Annotated in this window: 25 protein-coding genes and 3 tRNA genes; 19 read left to right on the top strand and 9 right to left on the bottom strand. The window is 54.5% G+C overall.

Features of this window, described 5'->3' with window-relative positions:
- Nucleotides 1-254 precede the first annotated feature (254 nt).
- Nucleotides 255-722, top strand: a complete 468-nt coding sequence (locus HP564_RS04580; protein ID WP_371240569.1) for a glycine zipper 2TM domain-containing protein — start codon at nt 255-257, stop codon at nt 720-722.
- A gap of 43 nt (nt 723-765) precedes the next feature.
- Here HP564_RS04580 and slyA read toward each other — a convergent pair whose 3' ends face one another.
- Nucleotides 766-1203: a transcriptional regulator SlyA gene (gene slyA, locus HP564_RS04575; protein WP_371240567.1), complete on the bottom strand. Its 438-nt coding sequence runs from the start codon at nt 1201-1203 to the stop codon at nt 766-768.
- A 152-nt stretch (nt 1204-1355) separates the two neighbouring features.
- Between slyA and HP564_RS04570 the strand changes: the two genes are divergently transcribed.
- From HP564_RS04570 to HP564_RS04560, 3 genes are read left to right on the top strand one after another with little or no spacing between them, the layout of a single operon-like run.
- Complete coding sequence (locus HP564_RS04570) at nt 1356-1601, top strand: DUF1656 domain-containing protein (RefSeq protein WP_371240565.1); 246 nt, start codon at nt 1356-1358, stop codon at nt 1599-1601.
- Nucleotides 1598-2455, top strand: coding sequence for an efflux RND transporter periplasmic adaptor subunit (locus HP564_RS04565; RefSeq protein ID WP_371240563.1), 858 nt, complete (start codon nt 1598-1600; stop codon nt 2453-2455). The genes HP564_RS04570 and HP564_RS04565 overlap by 4 nt, the downstream gene beginning before the upstream one ends.
- A 7-nt stretch (nt 2456-2462) precedes the next feature.
- Nucleotides 2463-4463 (top strand): FUSC family protein, encoded by a 2001-nt coding sequence (locus HP564_RS04560; protein ID WP_371240561.1) that lies wholly within the window; start codon nt 2463-2465, stop codon nt 4461-4463.
- Here HP564_RS04560 and HP564_RS04555 read toward each other — a convergent pair whose 3' ends face one another.
- The 4 genes from HP564_RS04555 to HP564_RS04540 form a co-directional block, all read right to left on the bottom strand.
- Entirely contained in the window at nt 4464-4931 is a 468-nt protein-coding gene (locus HP564_RS04555) for a hypothetical protein (protein WP_371240559.1), read from the bottom strand.
- 139 nt (nt 4932-5070) lie between these two features.
- Nucleotides 5071-5592 carry a superoxide dismutase [Cu-Zn] SodC gene (gene sodC / locus HP564_RS04550; RefSeq protein WP_371240557.1) on the bottom strand — a complete coding sequence of 174 codons (522 nt, stop codon included), beginning with the start codon at nt 5590-5592 and terminating at the stop codon, nt 5071-5073.
- An 84-nt stretch (nt 5593-5676) separates the two neighbouring features.
- Nucleotides 5677-6573, bottom strand: coding sequence for an aldo/keto reductase family oxidoreductase (locus HP564_RS04545; RefSeq protein ID WP_371240556.1), 897 nt, complete (start codon nt 6571-6573; stop codon nt 5677-5679).
- Between the two features lie 56 nt (nt 6574-6629).
- The gene (locus HP564_RS04540; RefSeq protein ID WP_371240554.1) at nt 6630-6869 is read right to left on the bottom strand and encodes a DUF1289 domain-containing protein; all 240 of its coding nucleotides are present in this window, start codon (nt 6867-6869) and stop codon (nt 6630-6632) included.
- A 204-nt stretch (nt 6870-7073) separates the two neighbouring features.
- On the opposite strand from HP564_RS04540, the gene eptA reads away from it, so the two are divergent.
- From eptA to rnt, 5 genes are all read left to right on the top strand, one after another.
- A complete protein-coding gene (gene eptA, locus HP564_RS04535; protein WP_371240552.1) occupies nt 7074-8708 on the top strand; it encodes a phosphoethanolamine transferase EptA in 1635 nt (544 codons plus the stop codon).
- Between the two features lie 39 nt (nt 8709-8747).
- Nucleotides 8748-9344 (top strand): TetR/AcrR family transcriptional regulator, encoded by a 597-nt coding sequence (locus HP564_RS04530; protein ID WP_371240689.1) that lies wholly within the window; start codon nt 8748-8750, stop codon nt 9342-9344.
- 48 nt (nt 9345-9392) lie between these two features.
- On the top strand, nt 9393-10490 hold the full coding sequence (locus HP564_RS04525; protein ID WP_371240550.1) for an alkene reductase: 1098 nt from the start codon (nt 9393-9395) through the stop codon (nt 10488-10490).
- Between the two features lie 111 nt (nt 10491-10601).
- The gene (gloA, locus tag HP564_RS04520; RefSeq protein ID WP_371240549.1) at nt 10602-11009 is read left to right on the top strand and encodes a lactoylglutathione lyase; all 408 of its coding nucleotides are present in this window, start codon (nt 10602-10604) and stop codon (nt 11007-11009) included.
- A 111-nt stretch (nt 11010-11120) separates the two neighbouring features.
- Nucleotides 11121-11792 (top strand): ribonuclease T, encoded by a 672-nt coding sequence (gene rnt / locus HP564_RS04515; RefSeq protein ID WP_371240547.1) that lies wholly within the window; start codon nt 11121-11123, stop codon nt 11790-11792.
- Between the two features lie 34 nt (nt 11793-11826).
- Here the strand turns inward: rnt and HP564_RS04510 are convergent, their stop codons facing one another.
- Nucleotides 11827-12162: a Grx4 family monothiol glutaredoxin gene (locus HP564_RS04510; protein ID WP_179256429.1), complete on the bottom strand. Its 336-nt coding sequence runs from the start codon at nt 12160-12162 to the stop codon at nt 11827-11829.
- Between the two features lie 362 nt (nt 12163-12524).
- On the opposite strand from HP564_RS04510, the gene HP564_RS04505 reads away from it, so the two are divergent.
- Nucleotides 12525-13334 (top strand): C40 family peptidase, encoded by an 810-nt coding sequence (locus tag HP564_RS04505; protein ID WP_371240545.1) that lies wholly within the window; start codon nt 12525-12527, stop codon nt 13332-13334.
- 40 nt (nt 13335-13374) lie between these two features.
- On the opposite strand, the gene HP564_RS04500 is transcribed toward HP564_RS04505, so the two are convergent.
- Nucleotides 13375-13464 carry a YnhF family membrane protein gene (locus HP564_RS04500; protein WP_371240543.1) on the bottom strand — a complete coding sequence of 30 codons (90 nt, stop codon included), beginning with the start codon at nt 13462-13464 and terminating at the stop codon, nt 13375-13377.
- A gap of 288 nt (nt 13465-13752) precedes the next feature.
- Here HP564_RS04500 and purR point away from each other — a divergent pair, with 288 nt between their 5' ends.
- Nucleotides 13753-14778 (top strand): HTH-type transcriptional repressor PurR, encoded by a 1026-nt coding sequence (purR, locus tag HP564_RS04495; RefSeq protein ID WP_371240541.1) that lies wholly within the window; start codon nt 13753-13755, stop codon nt 14776-14778.
- Here the strand turns inward: purR and punR are convergent.
- Nucleotides 14775-15680: a DNA-binding transcriptional activator PunR gene (gene punR / locus HP564_RS04490; protein ID WP_371240539.1), complete on the bottom strand. Its 906-nt coding sequence runs from the start codon at nt 15678-15680 to the stop codon at nt 14775-14777. The genes purR and punR overlap by 4 nt on opposite strands.
- Nucleotides 15681-15803: 123 nt before the next feature.
- Here punR and punC point away from each other — a divergent pair, with 123 nt between their 5' ends.
- Nucleotides 15804-17006: a purine nucleoside transporter PunC gene (punC, locus tag HP564_RS04485; protein ID WP_371240537.1), complete on the top strand. Its 1203-nt coding sequence runs from the start codon at nt 15804-15806 to the stop codon at nt 17004-17006.
- Between the two features lie 304 nt (nt 17007-17310).
- Nucleotides 17311-18459 carry a cyclopropane fatty acyl phospholipid synthase gene (cfa, locus tag HP564_RS04480; protein WP_371240535.1) on the top strand — a complete coding sequence of 383 codons (1149 nt, stop codon included), beginning with the start codon at nt 17311-17313 and terminating at the stop codon, nt 18457-18459.
- A gap of 42 nt (nt 18460-18501) precedes the next feature.
- Here the strand turns inward: cfa and HP564_RS04475 are convergent, their stop codons facing one another.
- The gene (locus HP564_RS04475; RefSeq protein ID WP_371240533.1) at nt 18502-19149 is read right to left on the bottom strand and encodes a riboflavin synthase subunit alpha; all 648 of its coding nucleotides are present in this window, start codon (nt 19147-19149) and stop codon (nt 18502-18504) included.
- 194 nt (nt 19150-19343) lie between these two features.
- Here HP564_RS04475 and HP564_RS04470 point away from each other — a divergent pair, with 194 nt between their 5' ends.
- The 6 genes from HP564_RS04470 (at nt 19344) to HP564_RS04445 (ending at nt 23409) form a co-directional block, all read left to right on the top strand.
- Complete coding sequence (locus HP564_RS04470; RefSeq protein WP_371240531.1) at nt 19344-20717, top strand: MATE family efflux transporter; 1374 nt, start codon at nt 19344-19346, stop codon at nt 20715-20717.
- A gap of 153 nt (nt 20718-20870) precedes the next feature.
- A tRNA-Val gene (locus HP564_RS04465) sits at nt 20871-20947 on the top strand.
- Between the two features lie 3 nt (nt 20948-20950).
- A tRNA-Val gene (locus HP564_RS04460) sits at nt 20951-21027 on the top strand.
- A 10-nt stretch (nt 21028-21037) separates the two neighbouring features.
- A tRNA-Val gene (locus HP564_RS04455) sits at nt 21038-21114 on the top strand.
- 344 nt (nt 21115-21458) lie between these two features.
- Nucleotides 21459-22871: a pyruvate kinase PykF gene (pykF, locus tag HP564_RS04450; RefSeq protein WP_371240529.1), complete on the top strand. Its 1413-nt coding sequence runs from the start codon at nt 21459-21461 to the stop codon at nt 22869-22871.
- A 301-nt stretch (nt 22872-23172) separates the two neighbouring features.
- Nucleotides 23173-23409, top strand: coding sequence for a major outer membrane lipoprotein (locus HP564_RS04445; RefSeq protein ID WP_007374746.1), 237 nt, complete (start codon nt 23173-23175; stop codon nt 23407-23409).
- The last annotated feature ends 55 nt before the right edge of the window (nt 23410-23464 follow it).

The raw sequence follows: 23464 nt of genomic DNA, 5'->3' as shown, positions 1-23464 counted from the left end.
GCAGTTTAACTGCTATCAGTCTGGCAAATTCCCGGGCTGGATTCGACGGTTACCTGATCTTTTCGCCTGACTTTGTGCAACAAACAATTTTGCGCAACTTTTTTTTCACGCTTATTGAATAATTGTTGACCGTTATGGGTCTATGTTTTGCTTTAGCATGTTTTACTCAGACTAAGATTAATTTGCTTTGTGTCTTATACTGTTTGCAGGATTTCGCGATACACATGGCGCATTGCTTAAGAAAGGAGTTACAGATGATCAAGCGTTTCGTTGCGGTCGCACTGGCTGGCATTACTCTGGCAGGATGCTCAAATACCAGCACTCTGTCAGGCGATACTTACAGTGCCAGTGAGGCCAAACAAGTTCAGAGCGTATCATACGGTACGCTGGTATCCGTTCGCCCGGTGAAAATTCAGGGCGGCGATGAAAACAATGTCATTGGCGCTATTGGTGGTGCCGTGCTGGGTGGCTTCCTCGGCAACACTATCGGTGGTGGCACGGGCCGCAGCCTGGCTACCGCAGGCGGCGCAATCGCGGGCGGCCTGGCAGGTCAGGGCGTTCAGGGCGCGATCAATAAAGCGGACGGTGTTGAACTGGAGATCCGCAAGGATGACGGCAATACCATTATGGTGGTGCAAAAGCAGGCGGCAACCCGCTACTCCGTGGGTCAGCGCGTGGCGCTGGCATCTAACGGCAGTCAGATCACCGTCTCACCGCGCTAACCTGTTGTTCGCAAAAAAAACCGACGCCATGGCGTCGGTTTTTTTATTTTTCCCGGTGTTGTAGCTCAAGGATATTTTTCTCCAGTCGGGCTATCAGCGTCACAACCTGATTGATCTCTTCCCGGCTGATGCCCGCGAGAATATCGTCGCGCGTTGCATCGATCACATTTTCGACCTGTTCGATAATCGGCTCCGCCTGCTGTGTCAGCTTAATGCGCTTCGCACGACGATCGTTGGCGCAGGTTGAACGCGTGATTAATCCCTTCTCTTCCAGCTGATCCAGCGTGCGTACCAGCGACGGCTGTTCAATACCGATCGCTTTTGCCAGCTGAATCTGTGACTGTTCCGGCGGCAGCTGGTGAATATTGTGTAACGTAACCCAGTGTGTCTGTGTGAGTTCAAGCGGCTTGAGGCGTTGATCGATCAACGCGCGCCAGATGCGCACCAGCCGGGACAAATCCGTTCCAAGGGTCGTATCCATTTCACCTCCTTATAATTAGCTTGCTAGCTATCAAGCCAGATTTTACACTATTCTGCGAGTTTAACGGATAAATTACAAACCCAGGCGAAGCGGCAAACGCTCATCTACGCTTTTTTGAGACCATTGCCCGGGTCATATCAGGAGGATGCTACGTGGCCCACACTTTTCTACCCTCATCCCAGCCTTTTACCGATCTGGTATTCGGTGCGTCACTCTTTTTTCCGCCGCTGTTTAAAGCGGTTCTGCTCGGCTTCTTTTTTTGGCTCATCATCCATCCGCTGCTGCGCAGCTGGATCTATTCTGGCGACGTCTGGCATCCGACCCTGCTGGATTTATCGCTGTTTGTGCTCTGCGTGACCGCCGCACTTATCCTGTTGAGCCAGGGATACCCACAATGAAACTCAACGCAGTAAAATATTTTTCGACCCTGATCGTATTTGCAGCCGCTCTGCTGGCTGGCTGGTGGATGTGGAACTATTACATGCAGTCTCCCTGGACGCGTGACGGTAAAGTGCGCGCCGAGCTGGTGGAGATCACGCCGCAGATCTCTGCGCGCATTGTCAGCGTGAAGGTCAGAGACAATCAGTTCGTCCATAAAGGCGAAACGCTGCTCACCCTTGATACTGTGCCCTGGCAGATTGCGCTGGATAACGCCGAGGCGGATCTGGCTAAAGCGCAGGCTGAACTGGCAAAGGCGCAGCATGAATCCCGCCGACGCGCCAGATTGCCGCGCAATGTCATCTCCGCAGAGGATCTGGATGCCGCACGGCTCAATGCTGAATCGATGGCCGCCAGTGCTAAGGCTGCACAGGCGGCACGCGACCGGGCGCACTGGGATCTACAGCAAACCACGGTGGTTGCCCCTGTCGACGGCTGGATCACCAATCTGAGGCTGCGCCCGGGGGACTATGCAACGGCGGGTACGCCGCTATTTGCACTGCTCGACAGCCACTCCTACTACGTAATGGGCTATTTCGAAGAGACCAAGCTGCGTCATATTCGCCCCGGTGCACCCGCACAGATAGTGCTCTACAGTAACGGTGCGCGGCTACAGGGCAGCGTGGAGAGTATCGGGCGGGCCATCTATGACCAGAGCGTCGACAGTGACAGCGGGCTGGTGCCAGACATCAAACCCAATGTGCCCTGGGTTCGGCTGGCACAGCGCGTACCGGTGCGCATTCGCTTAGCCACTATTCCCGACAGCGTGCCGCTGGTGGCGGGCACCACCTGCACGATCGCTATTCAGCCCTGAGCGCGTTATGAATCTGCACTGGCTGGCATGGGATCGGCTCCCCTGGGTTCAAGCGACGGCGAACCAGTGGCGCTATGCGCTGCGTAACGCCATCGCCATGTGTCTGGCACTGACTATCGCCTATGTGCTTGACCTGGACGAGCCCTACTGGGCAATGACCTCGGCGGCGGTAATCAGTTTTCCTACCGTCGGCGGTGCCATCAGTAAAAGTCTTGGGCGCATTGCGGGTAGCCTGCTGGGCGCGGGCGCCGCACTGGTGATTGCCGGTCATACGCTGAACGAGCCCTGGCTGTTTACCTTTTTTATTGCCGGATGGCTGGCGTTGTGTACCGGTATCGCCAACCATTATCAGAATAATGTCGCCTACGCCTTCTCGCTGGCGGGCTACACCGCAGCCATTATCGTCTTCAGCAGCGTCAATCTTACCGACGTCACAGATCTCTGGACGCTGGCGCAGGCGCGCGTGTGCGAAGTGATCTCGGGCATATTGTGTGCGGGCTTTATGATGATGGTGCTGCCCAGTACATCAGATGGCGAGACGCTTATCCTGTCGCTGCAAAAGATGCATGCGCGCCTGCTTGAGCACGCTGCTCTGCTGTTACAGCCTTCCGCTGGCGATAACGTGCGCAGCGCCCATGAGGCGGTGATTAGCCAGATCCTGACCATGAACCTGCTGCGTATTCAGGCGTTCTGGAGTCACTACCGCTTTCGCCGCCATAACAATGTGCTTAATTATGTGCTCCACCAGCAGTTGCGTCTGACCAGCGTGCTCTCCAGCCTACGTCGCATGTTACTTAACTGGCCCGATGCGCCGCCGTCGCTGTATGACGCGATCCACGCACTGATGCAGGAACTGGCCAGCGCGCAGTGCGATAAATACCGGCTGGCACAGATTTTGCGCAGCGTTACCCCCGCCGCCGACGGCGATTATCGTCAGCGCGCCTTTTGTCAGCGATTGCGCTATTTCTGCTGGATGTACCTTAATGTCAGCCGCTGGATTCGACTGATCGCCCGTGCTGATGCCGACAGCCGCCTTCAGCCACCCCGTGTCCCTTCTCTGGCGCGCGAAAGCGACAGCGCTGAAGCGGGCTGGAGTGCTCTGCGTACCTTCAGCGTCATCGTGGCGGGCTGCGCGTTCTGGATCAACACCCAGTGGTCGTCCGGCGCGGCGGCGCTTACCCTCACCGCGATCGCCTGCGTACTTTACTCATCAGCCCCCTCGCCAGGCGGGAGCGTATCGCTGCTGCTAAAAACCCTGCTCTGGCTGTCACTGTTCAGCTTTGTTATGAAGTTTGGACTAATGGTACAGATTTCACAGCTGTGGCAGTTTTTGCTTTTTTTGTTCCCGCTACTGATTACGCTTCAGCTGTTCAAGCTGCAACAGACGCAGCGCGCCGGGCTGTGGGGCCAGTTTATCGTTTTTATGGGCTCGTTTATCGCCGTGACTAATCCGCCAGACTGGGATTACGCTGACTTTCTGAATGATAACATCGCCAAAGTGTGTGGTGTGATGCTTGCCTGGCTGGCGTTCCAGATCCTGCGTCCCAGCTCCGATGCTCGCCGCAGCCGCCGCCATATTCGCGCCCTGCGTATGGCATTTCTCGATCAGATGCGGCCGCGTCCACGCCTGAGTGAAAGCCGCTTTGAATCGCAAATCTACCACCGCATCAGCCAGCTGAGCAGCAGCCGCGATGAACAGGCGCGCGTCTGGCTGCTGCGCTGGGGCGTCGTGCTGCTGAACTGCTCACACATTGTCTGGCAACTGCGCGGCTGGCAGCCTGCGTCATCCTCGCTGGCGTACATGCGCGAAACCAGTCTGCGGGATTTACAGCGCATAATGAGCGCACGTGGCGTGCAGCACACCTCGCTTGAGCATTCGCTGGTGAAGCTGGATGAGATGATTCGCCAGCTGGTCGCAGACGGCAGCGTCGACGCCAGTACGCTGGCGGGGATGTTGTGGCGCTTACGCTGTTCGCTGGCACAGCTGAAGCAAGCGGTGCCTGCATAATCACTTACAGTATTGCAGCTGCTGGCGCTCAAAATCGGCCTGCAGCTGTGACAGCGATTTACGCTGTTCGAAGCGAGTTTTATCGTTAGTGGACATCGGTTCAATCACCAGCGCGCGCTCCTCCGGCGAGTAGATAAAGCGGCGCCTGATGTCGCTGCCGGTGAAGCTCTTGCCAATAATGCTGCCGCACACCATGGTCATGCTGGTCCGGTAAACGGCCGCTTCTGCGAAATTCGTTTCGGTTGCGCTGCGCAGCACAAACTGACAGCCCTTCTCTTCAAGTCGTTTTCGGGCGCCGTGGCTTAACCACTCGCGCCCTTTTGCGATATTTTCACACTCGCGTCGCGCCGGGCTGGCGTCGATGGTACGTTGCAGCTGACGTCCGGTTTCCGTCATCAACTGAGTGTCATTGGTCCCGTCGCAGCCCGCCAGCAGCAGACATAACAGCAGTGCGCCCGCTTTGTTCATTCCTTTCTCCTTTGACCGCACCTGATGAAAACGTCAAGAATCAGCATCATAGGCGGTAAACCGTCAGGAGAATATAACCACAAGCTAAACTAAATGATATTAAAACGGCTCCTGAAAGGAGCCGTCTGAGAGCCAGCCGCTAGATGACGCCGCAGGCGTAGCGTGCGCCGCCGCCGCCAAGCGGCTGCGGATGATCGGCATGATTGTCACCGCCGACGTGCACCATCAGCGCTTTGCCCTTGATCTCATCCAGCGACTTCAGGCGCGGAGCCAGCACCGGATAGGTGGCATTACCTTGCTCATCAACATAGACGGCGGGTAAATCACCGATATGCCCTTCACCATAGGGCCCCAGGTGCTTGCCGGTTTTTTGCGGATCGAGATGCCCACCCGCCGCGCCTGCTGCAACCGTTTTGCCCTCAGACACGCCAGGCTCACAGCTGCCGTTGGCATGCACATGGAAACCATGCACGCCCGGCGTCAGCCCCTTGAGCGCTGGTGTAAACTGCAGGCCATAGGTTGTCTGCTGAATAGTAACGGTACCGATAGCTTCACCGATACCTTCTGCGGTCACCTTGTGCAGCGTTACCTCTTCAGCCAGTGCGTGAGCAGCCATAACGCTGCTCGTCATAAATAAACACGCCAGAATCGTTTTTTTCATTATTGCCTCTTATCTTTCCCACAGGATGTGATAAGCCTGGCCGTAATTTTTGATTCCTGCCGTGGTTTGACACACCTTTACGCTTTAGGGCACATCATAGCCCAGGGCTGCCTTGCGGATGCGGAACCACTGCTGGCGATCCAGCGCGATTTGCAGCGCCCCGACCGCATCGCTGACGCGCTCCGGGTGACCAGAGCCAATAATCGGCAGCGGCCGAGCGGGAAGCGCCAGAACCCAGGCATAGACCACCTGTGCCAGACTGGCAGCACCGGTTTCGCGCCGGATAGTTTCCAGTTCATCACGCAGCGGTTGGTAGTGCGGATCGTTAAACAGTTCTCCTCCACCGAGGCAAGACCAGGCCATCGGCCGCAGGCGCATCTGCTGACACTGATCAAGCGTGCCGTCCAGCAGGACGTTTTGCTGAACAGGTGAGATTTCCACCTGATTCGTGACCAGCGTAAAAGGCAGGCGCGACTGTAAGAGTGTGAACTGTGAGGGCGTAAAGTTTGACACCCCGAAGTGCAACACTTTTCCACTCTGATGTAGCGCCAGAAACGCCTCAGCAACCTCATCGGCGTTCATCAGCGGATCGGGGCGATGGATCAGCAGCAGATCCAGCCGGTCGGTAGCAAAATGGCCCAGAGCGTTTTCCGCACTCGCGATGATATGTGCTTTGTCAGTAATGTAGTGACCGATCTGATGTTCTGGTCGGGCGCGCGTAGCGATGCCACACTTGGTGACAATTTGCAGCCGGTCACGCAGACCTGGCGAGCGTTTTAACGCTTCACCAAAAGCCGCTTCGCAGCGATAGTCGCCGTAGATATCAGCATGGTCAACGGTGGTGATCCCCAGAGAGAGATGGTGCTCGATGAAACTGACGCACTGCTGCGGCGTCATGTTCCACTCCATTAAACGCCAGTAGCCCATAATCAGCGGAGAGAATGCCGGACCCTGCGGCGCGACGGTTTGCGGCTGAAGCATAGTGATATCCCTGTACCTGTTTTTCGATGCGTGTCAGGGAGTATAACGAAAAGGTATCAGAACAGGGATGGCTGCTGCGGATCGGGATCGTCACTGGTTTTTTGCTGACGCAGCAGGCGCAGACGGCGCTGATAACAAAGCCGCAGCACCTCACGCTTCTGCGCATCGCTCAACCTCATCCAGTTAAAGCGCTCATCGCGGCTGCGCAGGCAGCCTATGCAGTAGCCACGCCCATCCACCTGACAGATTCCGCGACAGGGGCTGGGCACCGGGAAAAATTCAAGCTGTTCAGCCACAACTACTCCAGATAAGCAGGCCTGTTTATAAGATAGCTTAGTCGCCGCCCGTTTCCCGGCGTAGCCTGCAACAGAAATCACGAAATGTGATTTATACCTTTGCAAACGCCCTGTCCCACTATATTGTTTAGACCGTGTTAAGGTTACCCTCAGCATTAAGCGTTATGCTGCTCAGGCAACTTTTTGCTTTTTCTGTGGAAAACCATGCTGACCAAAACGTTACGCTGTCACGAAAGCACCTTTAACTTTCTCGTTTCGCTCTTCTTTGCTGTGGTGCTAAACGGCCTTTTCTTGTTCCGTGCCTGGGAACGAATTCCTTATACCTCGCTGCACGATTATGCCTTTGCGGTCAGCCTTCCCATCGTGCTGACCGCTGCGTTTACGCTGATATTTAATCTGATCGCCTGGCCTTACTTGCGCAAACCGCTGCTGGCGGTGCTCATTCTGTCGAGCGCAGCAGCCAATTATTTCATGTTCACCTTCGGTACGGTGATTGACACCAACATGGTGCAGAACGTGTTTGAAACCGATCTGCAAGAGTCTACTGCGCTGGTCAGTCGCAACGCCATTATCTGGGTGGGGGTAATGGGCCTGCTTCCCACCCTCCTTATGACGTCGGTGCGATTCAGGCGTCGTGAAAGCTGGTGGATGAATCTGGCTTATCGCGCACTTTTTATGGCGATATCGCTTGGCGTCATCCTTTTGATGGCGATCCTTTTTTATAAAGATTACGCGTCGCTCATCCGTAATAACAAAGGACTGGTCAAGATGGTAACGCCAGCCAACATCATCAGCGGGACGGGTCACTATATTGACGACCGCTGGTTAAAAGGCAGTCAGGCCTGGGTGCACATCGGCCAGGATGCGCATAAAGGGCCAGCGATAACCGCTGAGCAGAAAAAAACGCTGGTGGTGCTGGTGGTGGGCGAGACTGCCCGCGCAGAGAACTTTTCGCTGGGCGGCTACGCGCGTGAGACTAACCCCCAGCTCAAAAAACAGAATGTGATCTACTATCCGCAGGCCACCTCCTGCGGCACAGAGACCTCTGTTTCTGTGCCCTGCATGTTTTCGGCTATGCCGCGCGCCCATTACGATGCCAGTCTGGCGCATCATCAGGATGGCGTACTGGATATTCTGGCTCATGCGGGTATAAGCGTGCTGTGGCGCGAAAACGATGGTGGGTGTAAAGGGGCCTGCAATCGGGTTCCGCATACGGATATGACGCAGTGGAAATTAAGCGATTACTGCAAAGAGGGCTCCTGTCTGGATGATGTGCTGTTGCATCGGCTGGATAACTACACGCAAAGCCTGAACAATGACGGCATTATCGTGCTTCACCAGATGGGCAGCCACGGCCCTGCCTACTATCGCCGCTATCCGCCACAGTTTCGCCAGTTCACGCCAACCTGCGACAGCAATCAGATTCAGGATTGCGACCATCAGGCACTGATGAATACCTACGACAACACGCTGCTCTACAGCGACGATATGATCAGTCGCACCATTGATAAGCTGAAAGCGCTGAGCAGCCGGTTTAACGTCGCGCTGATCTATCTCTCCGATCATGGTGAATCGCTGGGCGAGCACGGCATGTATCTGCATGGCGCCCCCTATCTGTTCGCGCCTTCGCAGCAAACGCACATCCCTCTGCTACTGTGGATGTCGCCGGACTATGCCAGAACCTTCGGGATTGATGAAGCCTGTTTACGTCAGCAGGCACCAGACGCAACGGTGTCGCAGGACAATCTTTTCCATACGCTGCTGGGAATGTTTGACGTGCAGACCGGGGAATACCAGCCGCCGCTCGACATGATCAGAACGTGCCGAAAGTCAGGGTAAAGATTGCATTCGACCGATCGGTCTATTACCTTAAGCGCCATGAACAAGACGCTGCAACGCAATGAAACCCGTGAACATCTGCTCGCTACTGGCGAGCAGCTCTGTTTACAACGGGGTTTCACCGGAATGGGCCTGAGTGAACTGCTGGCGCAGGCAGCGGTGCCGAAAGGCTCCTTCTACTACTATTTTCGCTCGAAAGAGGCGTTTGGCGTGGCGTTGCTGGAGCGCTATTTTCTCCAGCATCATCAGCAGGTCACTGCCCAGCTTCAGCACGGTGAAGGCACCCCGCGCGAGCGGCTGCTTTCCCACTTTCGCTCTGCGGAGCGTCTGTTCAGCGAGCAGGGGCTGATTGTCGGCTGTCTGGCGGTGAAACTGTCTGCTGAGGTATGCGATCTGTCGGAGCCAATGCGTGATGCGTTGCAACACGGGGCCAGCCGCATTGTTGCAACCTATGCACAAACGCTGGAGGCCGCCGCGCAGCACGAGACGCTGTCACTGCCCTTTGCGTCGCAGGAGATGGCAAATCTCATCTATATTTTATGGCTGGGCGCCAGTCTGCAAAGCAAGCTTTCTCGCGAACCTTTGCCACTGCGCCTGGCTTTAAGCACCATTGAACAGTGGCTACAACCCCACTGATTTTAAAAACACCGTTTGCTAGTTGACCGGTCTACTACAGGAGTTGTTATGGCGAGTACACAGCTGTTTAGCCCGCTTAAAGTGGGTGCGATTACCGTACCAAACCGCGTATTTATGGCACCGCTGACGCGCCTGCGCAGTATTGAGCCTGGCGACATCCCTACGCCGCTGATGGGCGAATATTATCGTCAGCGCGCCAGTGCAGGCCTGATTATTACCGAGGCAACGCAGATTTCTTTTCAGGCAAAAGGCTACGCCGGTGCGCCCGGTCTTCATACTCAGCCGCAGATCGCTGCCTGGAAAGCCATTAACGCAGGCATCCATGAAGCGGGCGGTCACAGCGCCGTTCAGCTGTGGCATACCGGACGTATTTCGCACCGCAATGTACAGCCGGGCGGAGAAGCGCCCGTCGCGCCATCTGCTATCGCGGCCGGTACGCGTACCTCGCTGCGCGCTGAAGATGGCAGCGTCTACCGTGAAGAAACCTCTACACCGCGCGAACTCTCTGTCGCAGAGATCAAACAGATTGTGGCTGATTTCGGCCAGGCAGCTGCCAACGCGCGCGAAGCCGATTTTGACCTGCTGGAGCTGCACTCGGCGCACGGTTATCTGATGCACCAGTTCCTCGCACCCGATTCAAACCAGCGTACCGACGAATATGGCGGCAGCATTGAAAAACGCGGCCGCTTTGCGCTGGAGGTTGTCGATGCCGCTATCGCCAACTGGTCTGCCGACCGCATCGGCATTCGCATTTCGCCAATTGGTAGCTTTCAGAATCTGGACAATGGTCCTGAAGAAGAGAAAGCCGCACTCTGGTATATCGGCGAGCTGGCTAAGCGCAATATCGCTTATCTGCACCTTTCTGAACCAGACTGGGCGGGCGGTAAGCCTTACAGCGACGCTTTCCGTGAAAAAGTGCGCGATCTCTTCCCGGGCGTCATTATCGGCGCAGGGGCCTATAGCGTGGAAAAAGCGGACGATCTGATTACACGCGGTCTGATTGACGCGGTGGCCTTCGGTCGCGACTTTATCGCTAACCCCGATCTGGTGGCGCGTTTGCAGCAGGATGCCCCGCTCAACCCGCAGCGTCCGGAAAGTTTTTACGGCGGTGGCGCAGAGGGCTACACCGACTACCCAACGCTTTAAACAGGGTGCTGGCGTAACAGCAATTACGTCAGCCGCCCTGTTTTGCTATTTTCATCGCTATACTTAGCGTTTGCGTCATTGCGAGATGGCGCGTCAATAAAAGAGGATGTTATGCGTTTACTTCACACCATGTTACGCGTTGGCGATCTGCAACGCTCCATCGATTTTTACACTCGCGTCCTGGGCATGCGCGTGCTGCGTCAGAGCGAAAATACCGAGTATAAATACACGCTGGCATTCGTGGGCTATACCGAAGAGAGCGAAGGCGCAGTGATTGAGCTGACCTACAACTGGGGTGTGGACAGCTACGATATGGGCAATGCTTACGGCCACATCGCGCTGGGCGTGGATGACGTAGCAGCAACCTGCGATCGCATCCGTAACGCGGGTGGTAACGTGACGCGCGAAGCGGGCCCGGTAAAAGGCGGCTCAACAATTATCGCCTTTGTTGAAGATCCCGACGGCTACAAAATTGAGCTGATCGAAAATAAACATGCCGGTCACGGCCTGGGCAACTGAGTTTGCCGCTTCAGTCTGCCCGTTGCGGCAGGCTGAAGCTTTGCCTTCTGCTGCACCCTCCCTTTTTTTTTGCCATAATGCGCGCTGCCTATTTTCTGCAATGAGATGCTGATGTCTGAAACAAACTCCCTGAACGCGCTAAATCAACGTTTCCGAGGTTTTTATCCTGTGGTGATCGATGTTGAAACCGCAGGCTTCAACGCGCAAACCGATGCGTTGCTGGAGATTGCCGCAACCACGCTGAAAATGGATGAAGACGGTTGGCTGCATCGCGACCAGACGCTGCACTTTAACGTCGCCCCTTTTGAAGGTGCCCTGCTGCATCCGGAAGCGCTGGCGTTCACCGGCATCGATCCCGGCAACCCGCTACGCGGCGCGGTCAGTGAATATGAGGCGCTGCACGCCATATTCAAAATGGTGCGCAAGGGCATCAAAGATCATAGCTGTAACCGCGCCATCATGGTGGCGCACAACGCAACCTTTGATCTGAATTTTATGATGGCGGCAGCCGGGCGCGCAGGACTGAAGCGTAACCCTTTCCATCCTTTCGCGACCTTTGATACAGCGGCGCTCAGCGGGCTGGTGCTGGGACAAACGGTACTGGCAAAAGCCTGTAAAGCAGCGGGTATGGATTTTGACAGTACGCAGGCGCACTCTGCGCTCTACGATACCGAACAGACGGCGACGCTGTTTTGCGAACTGGTTAATCGCTGGAAGCGTCTGGGCGGCTGGCCGCTGCCGGCGGTGGATGCGGATGACGAGAGCGAGGCCGCATCAGCCTGAAGACAAAAAAGGCCGACTGAGTCGGCCTTTTTGTTTATTCTGCTTCTTTATGCTTCTCTGCCGTCTCTTTGATCAGCGACTGCAGCTCACCACGCTGGAACATCTCAACAATAATGTCACAGCCGCCGACCAGTTCACCGTCTACCCACAGCTGCGGGAAAGTCGGCCAGTTGGCGTATTTCGGCAGCTCGGCGCGAATATCAGGGTTCTGCAGAATATCCACGTAAGCAAAACGCTCACCACAGGCCGAAAGCGCCTGTACCGCCTGCGCAGAGAAGCCGCAGCTTGGCAGCTTCGGGGAACCTTTCATGTACAGCAGGACCGGGTTTTCTGCGATCTGGCGCTGAATTTTTTCTACAGTACTCATAATTGCCTTCCTTAATTCCCTACTTCGTGTTTGTTTATTGTAGCGACTTCGCCCCGCCCCTGAAAACGACAATTTCTGGCTTGCCGGGCAAAAACGCCATGTTTGTTAAATCGTTTCGTAAAGTTTTGACCTTTTCTGACGATAATCAAAACCTGAGCTGTTCATAACTGGTAATAACTCTGCTGTTATAAACTACTGAAATTGCTTATTTTGAATGCAACTTCTACCCTGTAACAGTTTAATGGAAAAATGGCTTAACTTTTGAAAAAAACCTGGCTTAGAATGGCCCCGGCGCTGATCCTTGATCAGATTTTTCTAACCTCGTTACGGCCAGTTGTCGTAACCGCTAACCCTGTAACCGGACTATGCGTTTACTGATTACGCTTTTCATTTTAGCTTTTGCCCAACTGTTTCTTAACGTCGCTTCGGCTTCGCCGCAAACGCCGGTTAATGCCAGTCTGCATAAAGCGGAGAAAAAGAGTGCGCGCGAAGATGAGCGGCGCAAGCGTCGGCCGGTAAAAACCAGCGCGAAGAAGTCTCGCCTGCCTGCTTCACAAAAATCAAAAGTCAAAAAGCAGCAGAAAATCGAAACCGCGTCACTTTCTCACTCCGCCAGTAAACCCAAAAAATCGTCATCTTCCTCCCGTAAACGCTATGGTCATCAGCGCACACTGAGCAGCATCAAAACTACCCGCGCTGCAAACGTGCAGAAAGTGGAAGCGGACGACGGCACTACCATCAAAATGAGCAAGTCTCACCGCCTGCGTTACCAGAAGGCGCGTGAAACGGCGATGACCAAACTGATGGGGCAGCTGGGTAAACCCTATCAATGGGGTGGCAGCTCACCGCACACTGGTTTCGACTGTAGCGGCCTGGTCTGGTATGCCTATAAAGATCTGGTGAAATTCAGAATTCCGCGCACCGCCAATGAGATGTACCATCTGCGCGACGCCTCACCGATCAAGCGCGAATCGCTGGAGAAAGGCGATCTGGTCTTTTTCCGCATTAACGGACGCGGCACCGCCGATCATGTAGGCGTCTATCTCGGCAACGGTAAATTTATTCAGTCGCCGCGCACTGGAAAAGATATTCAAATCAGCGCGCTTTCAGAGGATTACTGGCAGCGCCATTATATCGGCGCACGCCGCATGATGACGCCAAAGACCATACGCTGAGATAAAAAAACCGGGATATCCCGGTTTTTTTTGTGCCACTTTAATGCAGGATGGCGGTGAGGCTGAACGTCACAATCATCAGCAGCGCCGCACCAGTGGTCATCAATGCCAGTTTTAAATCGGTACTCATTTCCCCCCTCCTTACCCACACAGTTATTATGGTCTTGCGCAATTTTCCCATAGCTGGCGGTAAAAATCTCGTGTTATCTCGCAAGCCTTGCTAGAATCCCCGCCTTTGTTGCGCAACTGGCGCAACCGCAGTTTAGTCCGCACGCAACAGCCCCTGTTTTTTTCCTGCCAGGTAATGACTTTTCCGTCAAGAAATGCAGCAAATTAACAGAAAATAACCTTAGCGGACGCAAACGTTTAACATTATGCTTATCAGTAGCTTACTGACAGGTTCTGGAGTTTCTTTTTAATGGCAACAATCAAAGATGTCGCAAAGCGCGCCGGTGTCTCAACGACGACCGTTTCTCACGTAATTAACAAAACGCGTTTTGTTGCGGAAGAGACGCGCAATGCCGTCTGGCAGGCAATTCAGGAACTGCACTATTCGCCCAGCGCCGTAGCGCGCAGCCTGAAAGTCAACCACACCAAAACGCTGGGTCTGCTGGCAACCTCAAGCGAGGCGCCCTATTTTGCTGAGATCATTGAAGCGGTTGAGCACCACTGCTTTGAACGTGGCTATACCCTTATCCTCGGCAATGCGCATAACGATTTACAAAAGCAGCGCGCCTACCTGTCGATGATGGCGCAAAAACGTGTTGATGGCCTGCTGGTGATGTGCTCTGAATATCCGGAAGACCTGCTAAAAATGCTGGAAGAGAACCGCAACATCCCCATGGTCGTGATGGACTGGGGCGAATCGCGCGGTGATTTTACCGATACCGTACTGGATAATGCTTTCCAGGGTGGCTATCTGGCAGGTCGCTATTTGATCGAGCGCGGCCATCGCGATATCGGCGCTATCCCCGGCCAGCTGGAGCGCAATACCGGCGGCGGTCGCCACGCCGGTTTTCTCAAAGCACTGGAGGAGGCTGGCATCGCCGTGCGTTCTGAATGGATCGTGCAGGGCGACTTTGAGCCTGAATCGGGCTACCAGGCGATGCAGCAGATCCTGCAGCAGAAACAGCGTCCGACAGCAATATTCTGCGGAGGCGATATTATGGCGATGGGTGCGATCTGCGCGGCCGATGAGATGGGGCTGCGCGTGCCGCAGGACATTTCGGTGATCGGTTATGACAACGTACGTAACGCACGCTACTTCACGCCCGCCCTGACCACGGTACACCAGCCCAAAGCCCAGCTCGGTGAGAAGGCGCTGGAGATGTTGCTGGACCGTATTACCAGTAAACGTGAAGAGTCACAGACCATCGAAGTGCATCCGGCGCTGATTGAACGTCGCTCTGTAGCTGACGGTCCGTTCCGCGACTATCGCCGTTAATCTTCGCTTAACCACTCCTGATTTAGCGTTTGCGCATCGCCCAGATAGCTCAGTAGCCAGCTGAGCGCGGGTGATGCCCGCTCTTCTGACCAGCTCACGCAGCAATGGCTATCGGGAAAAGTGACCGGCAGCGTGAGCTCTGCCAGTTCACCCCTGTCCAGCAGAGGACGTGCAAGGTGCCCCGGCATCATCGCTACGCATAGCCCATCCAGCACGCAAACCAGCCCCGCCTGCCAGTCAGGCACTACCAGGCGCCGCTGGTTATCCAGCGTCCAGGTCATACGGCGCGGCAGCGCGCGTGAGGTATCCTCCAGCACCAGCGATGGCCAGGCGCGCAGCACATCATCATCCAGCCGGGACTGCTGTGTCAGCGGATGGTGACGCGCAACCACGCAGCGCCAGTTCAGCGCCCCCATATCGCGAAAGGCAAAGCGACCGCCAACCGGTATGGCCTGGGTTGCGCCAATAGCGACGTCTACCCGCCCGTCGGCCAGCGCGTCCCAGACGCCGTTAAAGACCTCATAGCTGATATGCAACTCCATATCGGGGAAGTGTCGATAGAAATCGGTCACCAGTTGACGGCTGCGCGGCAGTTTCACAATCCGGTCAACTGCAATGCTGAGCTGTCCGCGCCAGCCGTTTGCCAGCTGTTGACACTGCCTGCGGGTAGCGAGCATTTTTTTGATAACGTCCCGTCCTTCACGAACAAAATGTTCGCCGGCCGCGGTCAGGGTGACCTCGCGATGCTGACGTTCAAACAGCGCCACTGCCAGCCAGGTTTCCAGCTGCCGCACCGTATAGCTGACGGCAGACGGCACACGGTGCAGCTCCTGCGCCGCGGCGCTAAAGCTGCCGGTACGTGCTACGGCATCAACTACCTCAAGGGCATATTCAGACCACATCGACTTTCCTTTCAAATTTTTTCACAGCACTCTGCAAATTTTACCGTTTCACAGCCTGAGGTGCACCCTTTTACACTTTGCCGCGTTTAATCTGCCTGACTAATAATGAGAATGAGTCGAACCATGCTGTCTTCAAAAGGATTCATGCCTTACCTTGCCCTGCTCAGCATGCTGGGTTTCCTGGCAACGGATATGTACCTGCCCGCCTTCGGCGCAATGCAGGTGAGCTTTGCCACTTCGCCAGGCGTCATCAGCGCCAGTATGAGTCTGTTTCTCGCGGGATTTGCTCTCGGCCAGCTGTTCTGGGGACCGCTTTCCGACCGTATTGGCCGTAAACCCGTGCTGCTGATGGGCCTGGGGCTGTTTGCGCTTGGCTGCGCCGGCATGCTCTGGGTGGAGAATGTGGCGCTGATGCTGGTGCTGCGCTTTATTCAGGCAACAGGCGTTTGCTCAGCAGCAGTCAGCTGGCAGGCACTGGTGGTTGACCGCTACCCCCAGGCGCGCGCCAATAAAGTCTTTGCCACGATTATGCCGCTGGTTGCGCTGTCGCCGGCGCTGGCACCGCTGCTCGGTGCCTATTTAATCAGCCATTTTCACTGGCGTTCCATTTTCCTGGTGCTGACGCTGACTGGCGTCGTGTTGATGCTGGTTACGCTGCGTTTACCTGCTCGTCGCCCGACAGTGAAAGAAGCCGCCGATCAGCCCGGTTTTCTCACGCTGATGCGCTCCGGCATCTATCGGGGCAACGTGCTGATCTATGCCGCCTGCTCCGCCAGCTTCTTCGCCTGGCTGACGGGCTCACCCTTTATTCTTGCCGACGCTGGTCTGACGCCAGCGGATATCGGCCTGAGCTACATTCCACAGACCATCGCGTTTTTACTGGGTGGATTTGGCTGCCGTGCCCTGCTCAGCCACTTTGCGGGCACGCGGCTACTGCCGTGGCTGCTGACGCTCTATAGCCTGAGCGTCGGAACGCTGTTTGCCGTGGCGCTGATGGATAGCCATCCTCTGGTCGCTCTGCTGCTGCCGTTCTGCGGCATGGCACTGGCTAACGGTGCTATCTATCCCATCGTGGTTTCCAGTGCGCTGCTACCCTTTCCGCACGCAACGGGTAAAGCCGCCGCGCTGCAAAATACGCTGCAGCTTGGCCTGTGTTTTATCGCCAGCCTCGCCGTTTCCGCAGGTTTACAACTGCCGCTACTGATGACTACGCTGGTTATGGTGATCACGATTGTCCTGGCAGTCATTGGCTACATCTGGCAGCGACGCGCCAGCGCACAAACAGATGTTGTCCGCACAACCACTCCCTGCCAGGATAATCACTAAGGCAACTTTTATAGTTAGCCGCCTAACAATAAGTCGTTGAACGTTGACCTGGTTGAGCATATACTCAGTCAGGTTAACAATTCTGCAATATATCAATAAGATAATAGTTTCACGCTTAGGCGAGCTCTGTCGCCCGGATGGTGTCTGCGCGCGTCCCCGCTGTGCCAGACAAAGATTTTCAGATTCAATCCTCTGTAAAACGTCGGATATCAGGCGCACGGAGCGATCCGTGACTTTTCTCACAACGCCTGGGAAATTGGCTATTCTTTTTCTCAGGTTCAAGCGGACAGGTGATGGAGAAGCTATGAGTTCATCGTGTATAGAAGAAATGAGCCTTGAAGAAAACCACTGGTATCGCATTATCCACGAGATGCTGGAAAAAGCGGACATCGAAATCAACGGCAGCCGCCCCTGGGATCTGCAGGTTAAACATCCAGACTTTTTTAAGCGCGTGATTCAGGAAGGCTCACTGGGTCTTGGCGAATCTTATATGGATGGCTGGTGGGAGTGTGAGCGGCTTGATATGTTTTTCCACCGTGTGCTGAAGCACAAGCTGGATCAGCAGTTACCCCATCACTTCAAGGACACGCTGCGCGTTGCTGCGGCACGCCTTACCAATCTGCAATCAAAGAAACGCGCCTGGATAGTGGGAAAAGAGCATTACGACCTGGGTAACGATCTGTTCACGCTAATGCTTGATCCCTATATGCAGTACTCCTGCGCCTACTGGAAAGAGGCGGAGACACTGGAGCAGGCGCAGGAAGCAAAGCTGGATATGATCTGCCGCAAACTACAGCTTGAACCTGGCATGACCCTGCTTGATATTGGCTGTGGCTGGGGCGGCCTTGCCGCTTACGCCGCACGCCACTACGGTGCCATCGTGCACGGCGTGACCATTTCGGCCGAGCAGCAGAAGCTGGCACAGCAGCGCTGTGAAGGACTCAATGTTACTATTCTGCTTCAGGATTACCGCGATCTTGACCAGCAGTTCGACCGCATCGTCTCCGTGGGCATGTTCGAACACGTTGGCCCCAAAAACTATGCCACCTACTTTGACGTGGTGGACCGCAATCTGAAACCAGAAGGGTTATTCTTACTGCATACCATTGGCGCTATCCGCACCGACATGAACGTGGATCCCTGGATCGATAAATATATTTTCCCTAACGGCTGCCTGCCTTCGGTACGCCATATTGCTGATGCCAGTGAACCCCACTTTATTCTGGAAGACTGGCATAATTTTGGTGCGGACTATGACACCACGCTTATGGCCTGGTATGAACGCTTTATCCAGGCGTGGCCGCAGCTGACGGAGAAATATGGGGAGCGTTTTAAACGGATGTTTAGCTATTACCTGAACGCCTGTGCTGGCGCTTTTCGCGCGCGCGATATTCAACTGTGGCAGGTGGTGTTCAGTCGAGGTGTCGAAGGCGGTCTGCGCGTTGCGCGCTAAATCGCTGAGAAGATAAAGGCGCGTAAGGCGCCTTTACCTGGATTATTCAGCGTCGTTGCTGAGCGCCACAGCGGCGGCCGCTTCGCGTTGAGCCAGCACTCGCTCAACGGTATCGACAATCGCCTGCGTATGCGGATCGATCTCGATATTAACGCGGTGGCCCAGTTTTTTTGCCCCGAGGGTGGTGCGCTCCAGCGTTTCCGGAATCAGATAGACGCAAAATTTGCTTTTTGTTACGTCGCCAACGGTCAGACTTATGCCGTCGATGCCCACAAAACCTTTGTGCAGAATATATTTCATCTGCGCCGGATCCTGAATTTTAAACCAGACTTCGCGGTTGTTTTCTGACTGGATAATTTTGCAGATTTCCGCAGTGGTCATAATATGGCCAGACATCAGATGTCCACCAATCTCATCACTGAATTTGGCTGCGCGCTCAATATTGACCACGTCGCCCTGCTGCAGATCGCCTAAATTAGTTACGCGCAGCGTTTCTTTAATCAGATCGAAACTGACGCGGTTCCCCTCAATCGCTGTGACGGTCAAACAACAGCCGTTGTGGGCCACTGATGCCCCCAGCGCCAGCCCCGGCAACAGCTCTTCCGGCAGCTCGGCCACGTGGGTGCGAAACAGTTCTTTTTCTTCTATGGACACAATCTTTGCGGTGCCCTGCACAATTCCGGTAAACATAGTTTTGGCCTCTGCGAAATTTGCTCTAGCTTATCACAGCTTAGCGTGCAGATTTTATTTCCGCGTTGCGCCTCTCTCCGGTTGGGAATATAACGCACAGCATGACAAAACTTGGTGAATCCCGTTAATCCCGCTACACTATCCGCGCATTTCTTCGGGTTCTTTCCCCTTTCTCTTTTTTGACAGGTGTTAACGTGCAGAAGTATTTAACAGAAGCGCGTCAATTGCTTGCCCTTGCGATTCCGGTCATCCTTGCTCAGGTGGCGCAGACTGCAATGGGATTTGTAGATACCATTATGGCCGGCGCGGTAAGCGCCACGGATATGGCCGCCGTTGCAGTCGGCACCTCTATCTGGCTTCCGGCCATTCTTTTCGGTCATGGTCTTCTGCTGGCATTGACGCCCACCGTTGCGCAACTTAACGGCTCCGGCCGCCGCGAACGTATTGCTGAACAGGTCAGGCAGGCATACTGGCTGGCTTTTTTCGTCGCTATTCTGATTATGGTGGTGCTGTGGAATGCCGGTTACGTCATTCGCGCTATGCACGATATCGATGAACAGCTGGCATTAAAGGCCGAAGGCTACCTGCATGCACTGCTGTGGGGCGCGCCCGGCTATTTGTTCTTTCAGGTGATGCGCAATCAGTGCGAAGGCCTGTCAAAAACCAAACCCGGCATGGTGATGGGGTTTATTGGTTTGCTGGTCAATATTCCGCTTAACTGGATTTTCATTTACGGCCATTTGGGTATGCCGGCGCTGGGAGGCGTAGGCTGTGGCGTGGCGACCGGCTCCGTCTACTGGGTGATGTTCCTGGTAATGCGCCTTTGGGTGCGTCGTATGGGCAGCATGCGCGATATCCGTATGAACAAGCGCTGGTCGCCCCCGTCGCGTACCGTGCTGCAAAGGCTGTTTTCACTTGGCCTGCCGGTGGCGCTGGCGCTGTTTTTTGAGGTGACGCTGTTCGCTGTTGTGGCGCTAATGGTCTCACCGCTGGGCATTGTCGATGTGGCCGGTCATCAGATTGCCTTAAACTTCAGCTCGCTGATGTTTGTTTTGCCGCTGTCGCTAGGCGTCGCCACAACCATTCGCGTGGGCTATCGGCTGGGACAGGGCTCGGCGGAGCAGGCGCGGGTGGCGGCCTGGACTGCGCAGGGCGTGGGGGTCTGTATGGTCGCCATCACGGCGTTACTGACCGTCACCTTCCGTCATCAGATCGCCCTGCTCTACAACGACAATCCGGAAGTGGTAGCGCTGGCGGCGCAGTTGATGCTGCTGGCGGCTATCTATCAGTTCTCTGATTCTATCCAGGTGATCGGCAGTGGCATTCTGCGCGGCTATAAAGATACGCGCTCTATTTTCTTTATTACTTTTATTGCCTACTGGATCCTCGGGTTGCCCAGCGGCTATATGTTGGCCATGACCGACTGGATTGTACCGCGTATGGGACCCGCCGGTTTCTGGTGCGGCTTTATCATCGGCCTGACGTCGGCGGCCATAATGATGCTGTGGCGCATTCGTCGTCTGCAACAGCTTCCAGCACAGGTGATCCTGACGCGTGCAGCGCGCTAAGTCTCTGAACGGGCCAGAAAAGGCCCGTTACGCCTAAAAAAACGACGCATAGCACAGTTGCTGGTCAGTCAGGATGAAAAAAGCGTTTTTCCCCTTGCCAGCACTGCAACCTGTCGTTAATATTCGTCCCCGCTGTCGCCCTGACAGCGTGTTGCGCTCTTAGCTCAGTTGGTTAGAGCACCACCTTGACATGGTGGGGGTCGATGGTTCGAGTCCATTAGAGCGCACCAAGTGCGTCCGTAGCTCAGTTGGTTAGAGCACCACCTTGACATGGTGGGGGTCGGTGGTTCGAGTCCACTCGGACGCACCATTTTTTCAATGCGCTCTTAGCTCAGTTGGTTAGAGCACCACCTTGACATGGTGGGGGTCGATGGTTCGAGTCCATTAGAGCGCACCACTTTCTTGTTTATTCCTCCTTGCGCAACCTCACCTTTTATTGATCTCTGTCGCCTCCTTCGGTGCTTTTTAATTGGTTTTCGCATACTTAGCGATTATACTGTGCCCCGTTGTTTCACTTGAAAGGTTTCAGCGCTGCGTGCTTATGGCGATAACTCAAACTCTTTGCGCAACACGCGATTGTCGGTTTCCAGACGTAACCGCACAACTTCCCTGCACGCTCAGCCTCCGTCACCTATCCTTACTCTGTACCGTCCGTTTCGATATCAATCAGAATTTTCATTTCGATGCATCGCCATCGAATCTCAACCTTTATCATCCATCACAACTTACAGATAACCCGTCATGAAAAAGACCAAGATCGTTTGTACTATCGGTCCAAAAACCGAATCTGAAGAGATGCTGACTCAGCTGCTTGAAGCCGGCATGAACGTTATGCGCCTTAACTTCTCACACGGTGACTATGCAGAGCACGGTCAGCGCATCGCTAACATGCGTGCAGTCATGCAGAAAACCGGCCATCAGGCAGCGATCCTGCTCGATACTAAAGGACCAGAAATCCGCACCATGAAACTGGAAGGCGGTAATGACGTTTCACTGAAGGCGGGTCAGACGTTTACTTTCACCACTGACCAGAGCGTGATTGGTAACAGCGAGCGCGTAGCGGTCACCTACCCGGGTTTTACTGAAGATCTGAAAATCGGCAATACCGTACTGGTTGATGACGGCCTGCTGGGTATGGAAGTCACTGAAGTGACCGAAAATACCGTAGTCTGCACCGTGCTGAATAACGGCGACCTTGGCGAAAACAAAGGCGTCAACCTGCCGGGCGTTTCGATCCAGCTGCCTGCGCTGGCGGAAAAAGACAAACGCGATCTGATTTTTGGCTGTGAACAAGGCGTTGACTTCGTTGCGGCGTCCTTTATTCGCAAACGTTCCGACGTGCTGGAGATTCGCGAGCATCTGAAAGCCCACGGCGGCGAAAACATTCAGATCATCTCGAAAATTGAGAACCAGGAAGGCCTGAACAACTTTGACGAAATCCTTGATGCATCAGACGGCATCATGGTAGCGCGTGGCGACCTTGGCGTTGAGATCCCGGTTGAAGAAGTGATCTTCGCGCAGAAGATGATGATCAAGAAGTGTAACAAGGCGCGCAAGGTCGTTATCACCGCGACCCAGATGCTTGACTCAATGATCAAAAACCCGCGCCCTACCCGCGCTGAAGCGGGTGACGTGGCTAACGCCATCCTCGACGGAACCGATGCCGTGATGCTTTCTGGCGAAAGCGCCAAGGGTAAATATCCGCTGGAAGCGGTGACCATCATGGCGACCATTTGTGAACGTACCGATCGCGTAATGAAGTCGCGTATTGATTCACTTGAAGATTCACGCAAGCTGCGCATCACCGAAGCTGTGTGCCGTGGCGCAGTTGAAACCGCTGAAAAACTGGAGGCACCGCTGATTGTCGTGGCCACTGAAGGCGGTAAGTCAGCCAAGTCCGTTCGCAAATATTTCCCTGACGCGACCATCCTTGCCCTGACCACTAATGAGACGACGGCGCGCCAGCTGATCCTGAGCAAAGGCATCGAAACACGTCTGGTAAATGAAATCGCCTCTACTGATGATTTTTACCGTATTGGTAAAGAGATGGCGCTGCAAAGCGGCTACGCGCAAAAAGGCGACGTGGTCGTGATGGTTTCCGGTGCATTAGTACCAAGCGGTACCACAAATACGGCTTCAGTTCACGTTATTTAATAACGACGACCTTTTATTTAAAAGCGCCTTTAAAGGCGCTTTTTTTATTCCATCGCTAATACAAAACCAGGAAATTTCCAATCGAAAATAACTATTCAAAATCCTCCGTAATTAAGGTTAATCCGATTAAATCTCTCTGTTTTCGCTAAATATTTTTATCATATTCGGTTGAGCGCTGATTCTTTGAGCGAACGATCAAGTTTAAGCATGTTCTCATCAAAAATTTATTCTCAACTTAAAAAGCTTTGTGTAATACTTGTAACGCTACATGGAGATTAACTCAATCTAGAGGGTATAAATAATGAATCGTACTAAACTGGTACTGGGCGCGGTAATCCTGGGTTCAACTCTGCTGGCTGGCTGCTCAAGCAACGCTAAAATTGACCAGCTGTCTTCAGACGTTCAGACTCTGAACGCGAAAGTTGACCAGCTGAGCAACGACGTGAACGCAATCCGTTCTGACGTGCAGGCTGCTAAAGATGACGCAGCTCGTGCTAACCAGCGTCTGGACAACCAGGCTCACTCTTACCGTAAGTAAGAGTTCTGGTTTGAAAAATGGCACCCTTGTGGTGCCATTTTTTTTGCGTTGATTT

Origin of the sequence: Pantoea sp. KPR_PJ (assembly GCF_041386365.1) — a bacterium.
Lineage (GTDB): Bacteria > Pseudomonadota > Gammaproteobacteria > Enterobacterales > Enterobacteriaceae > Pantoea.
This window is presented reverse-complemented; position numbering and strand designations above follow the sequence as displayed.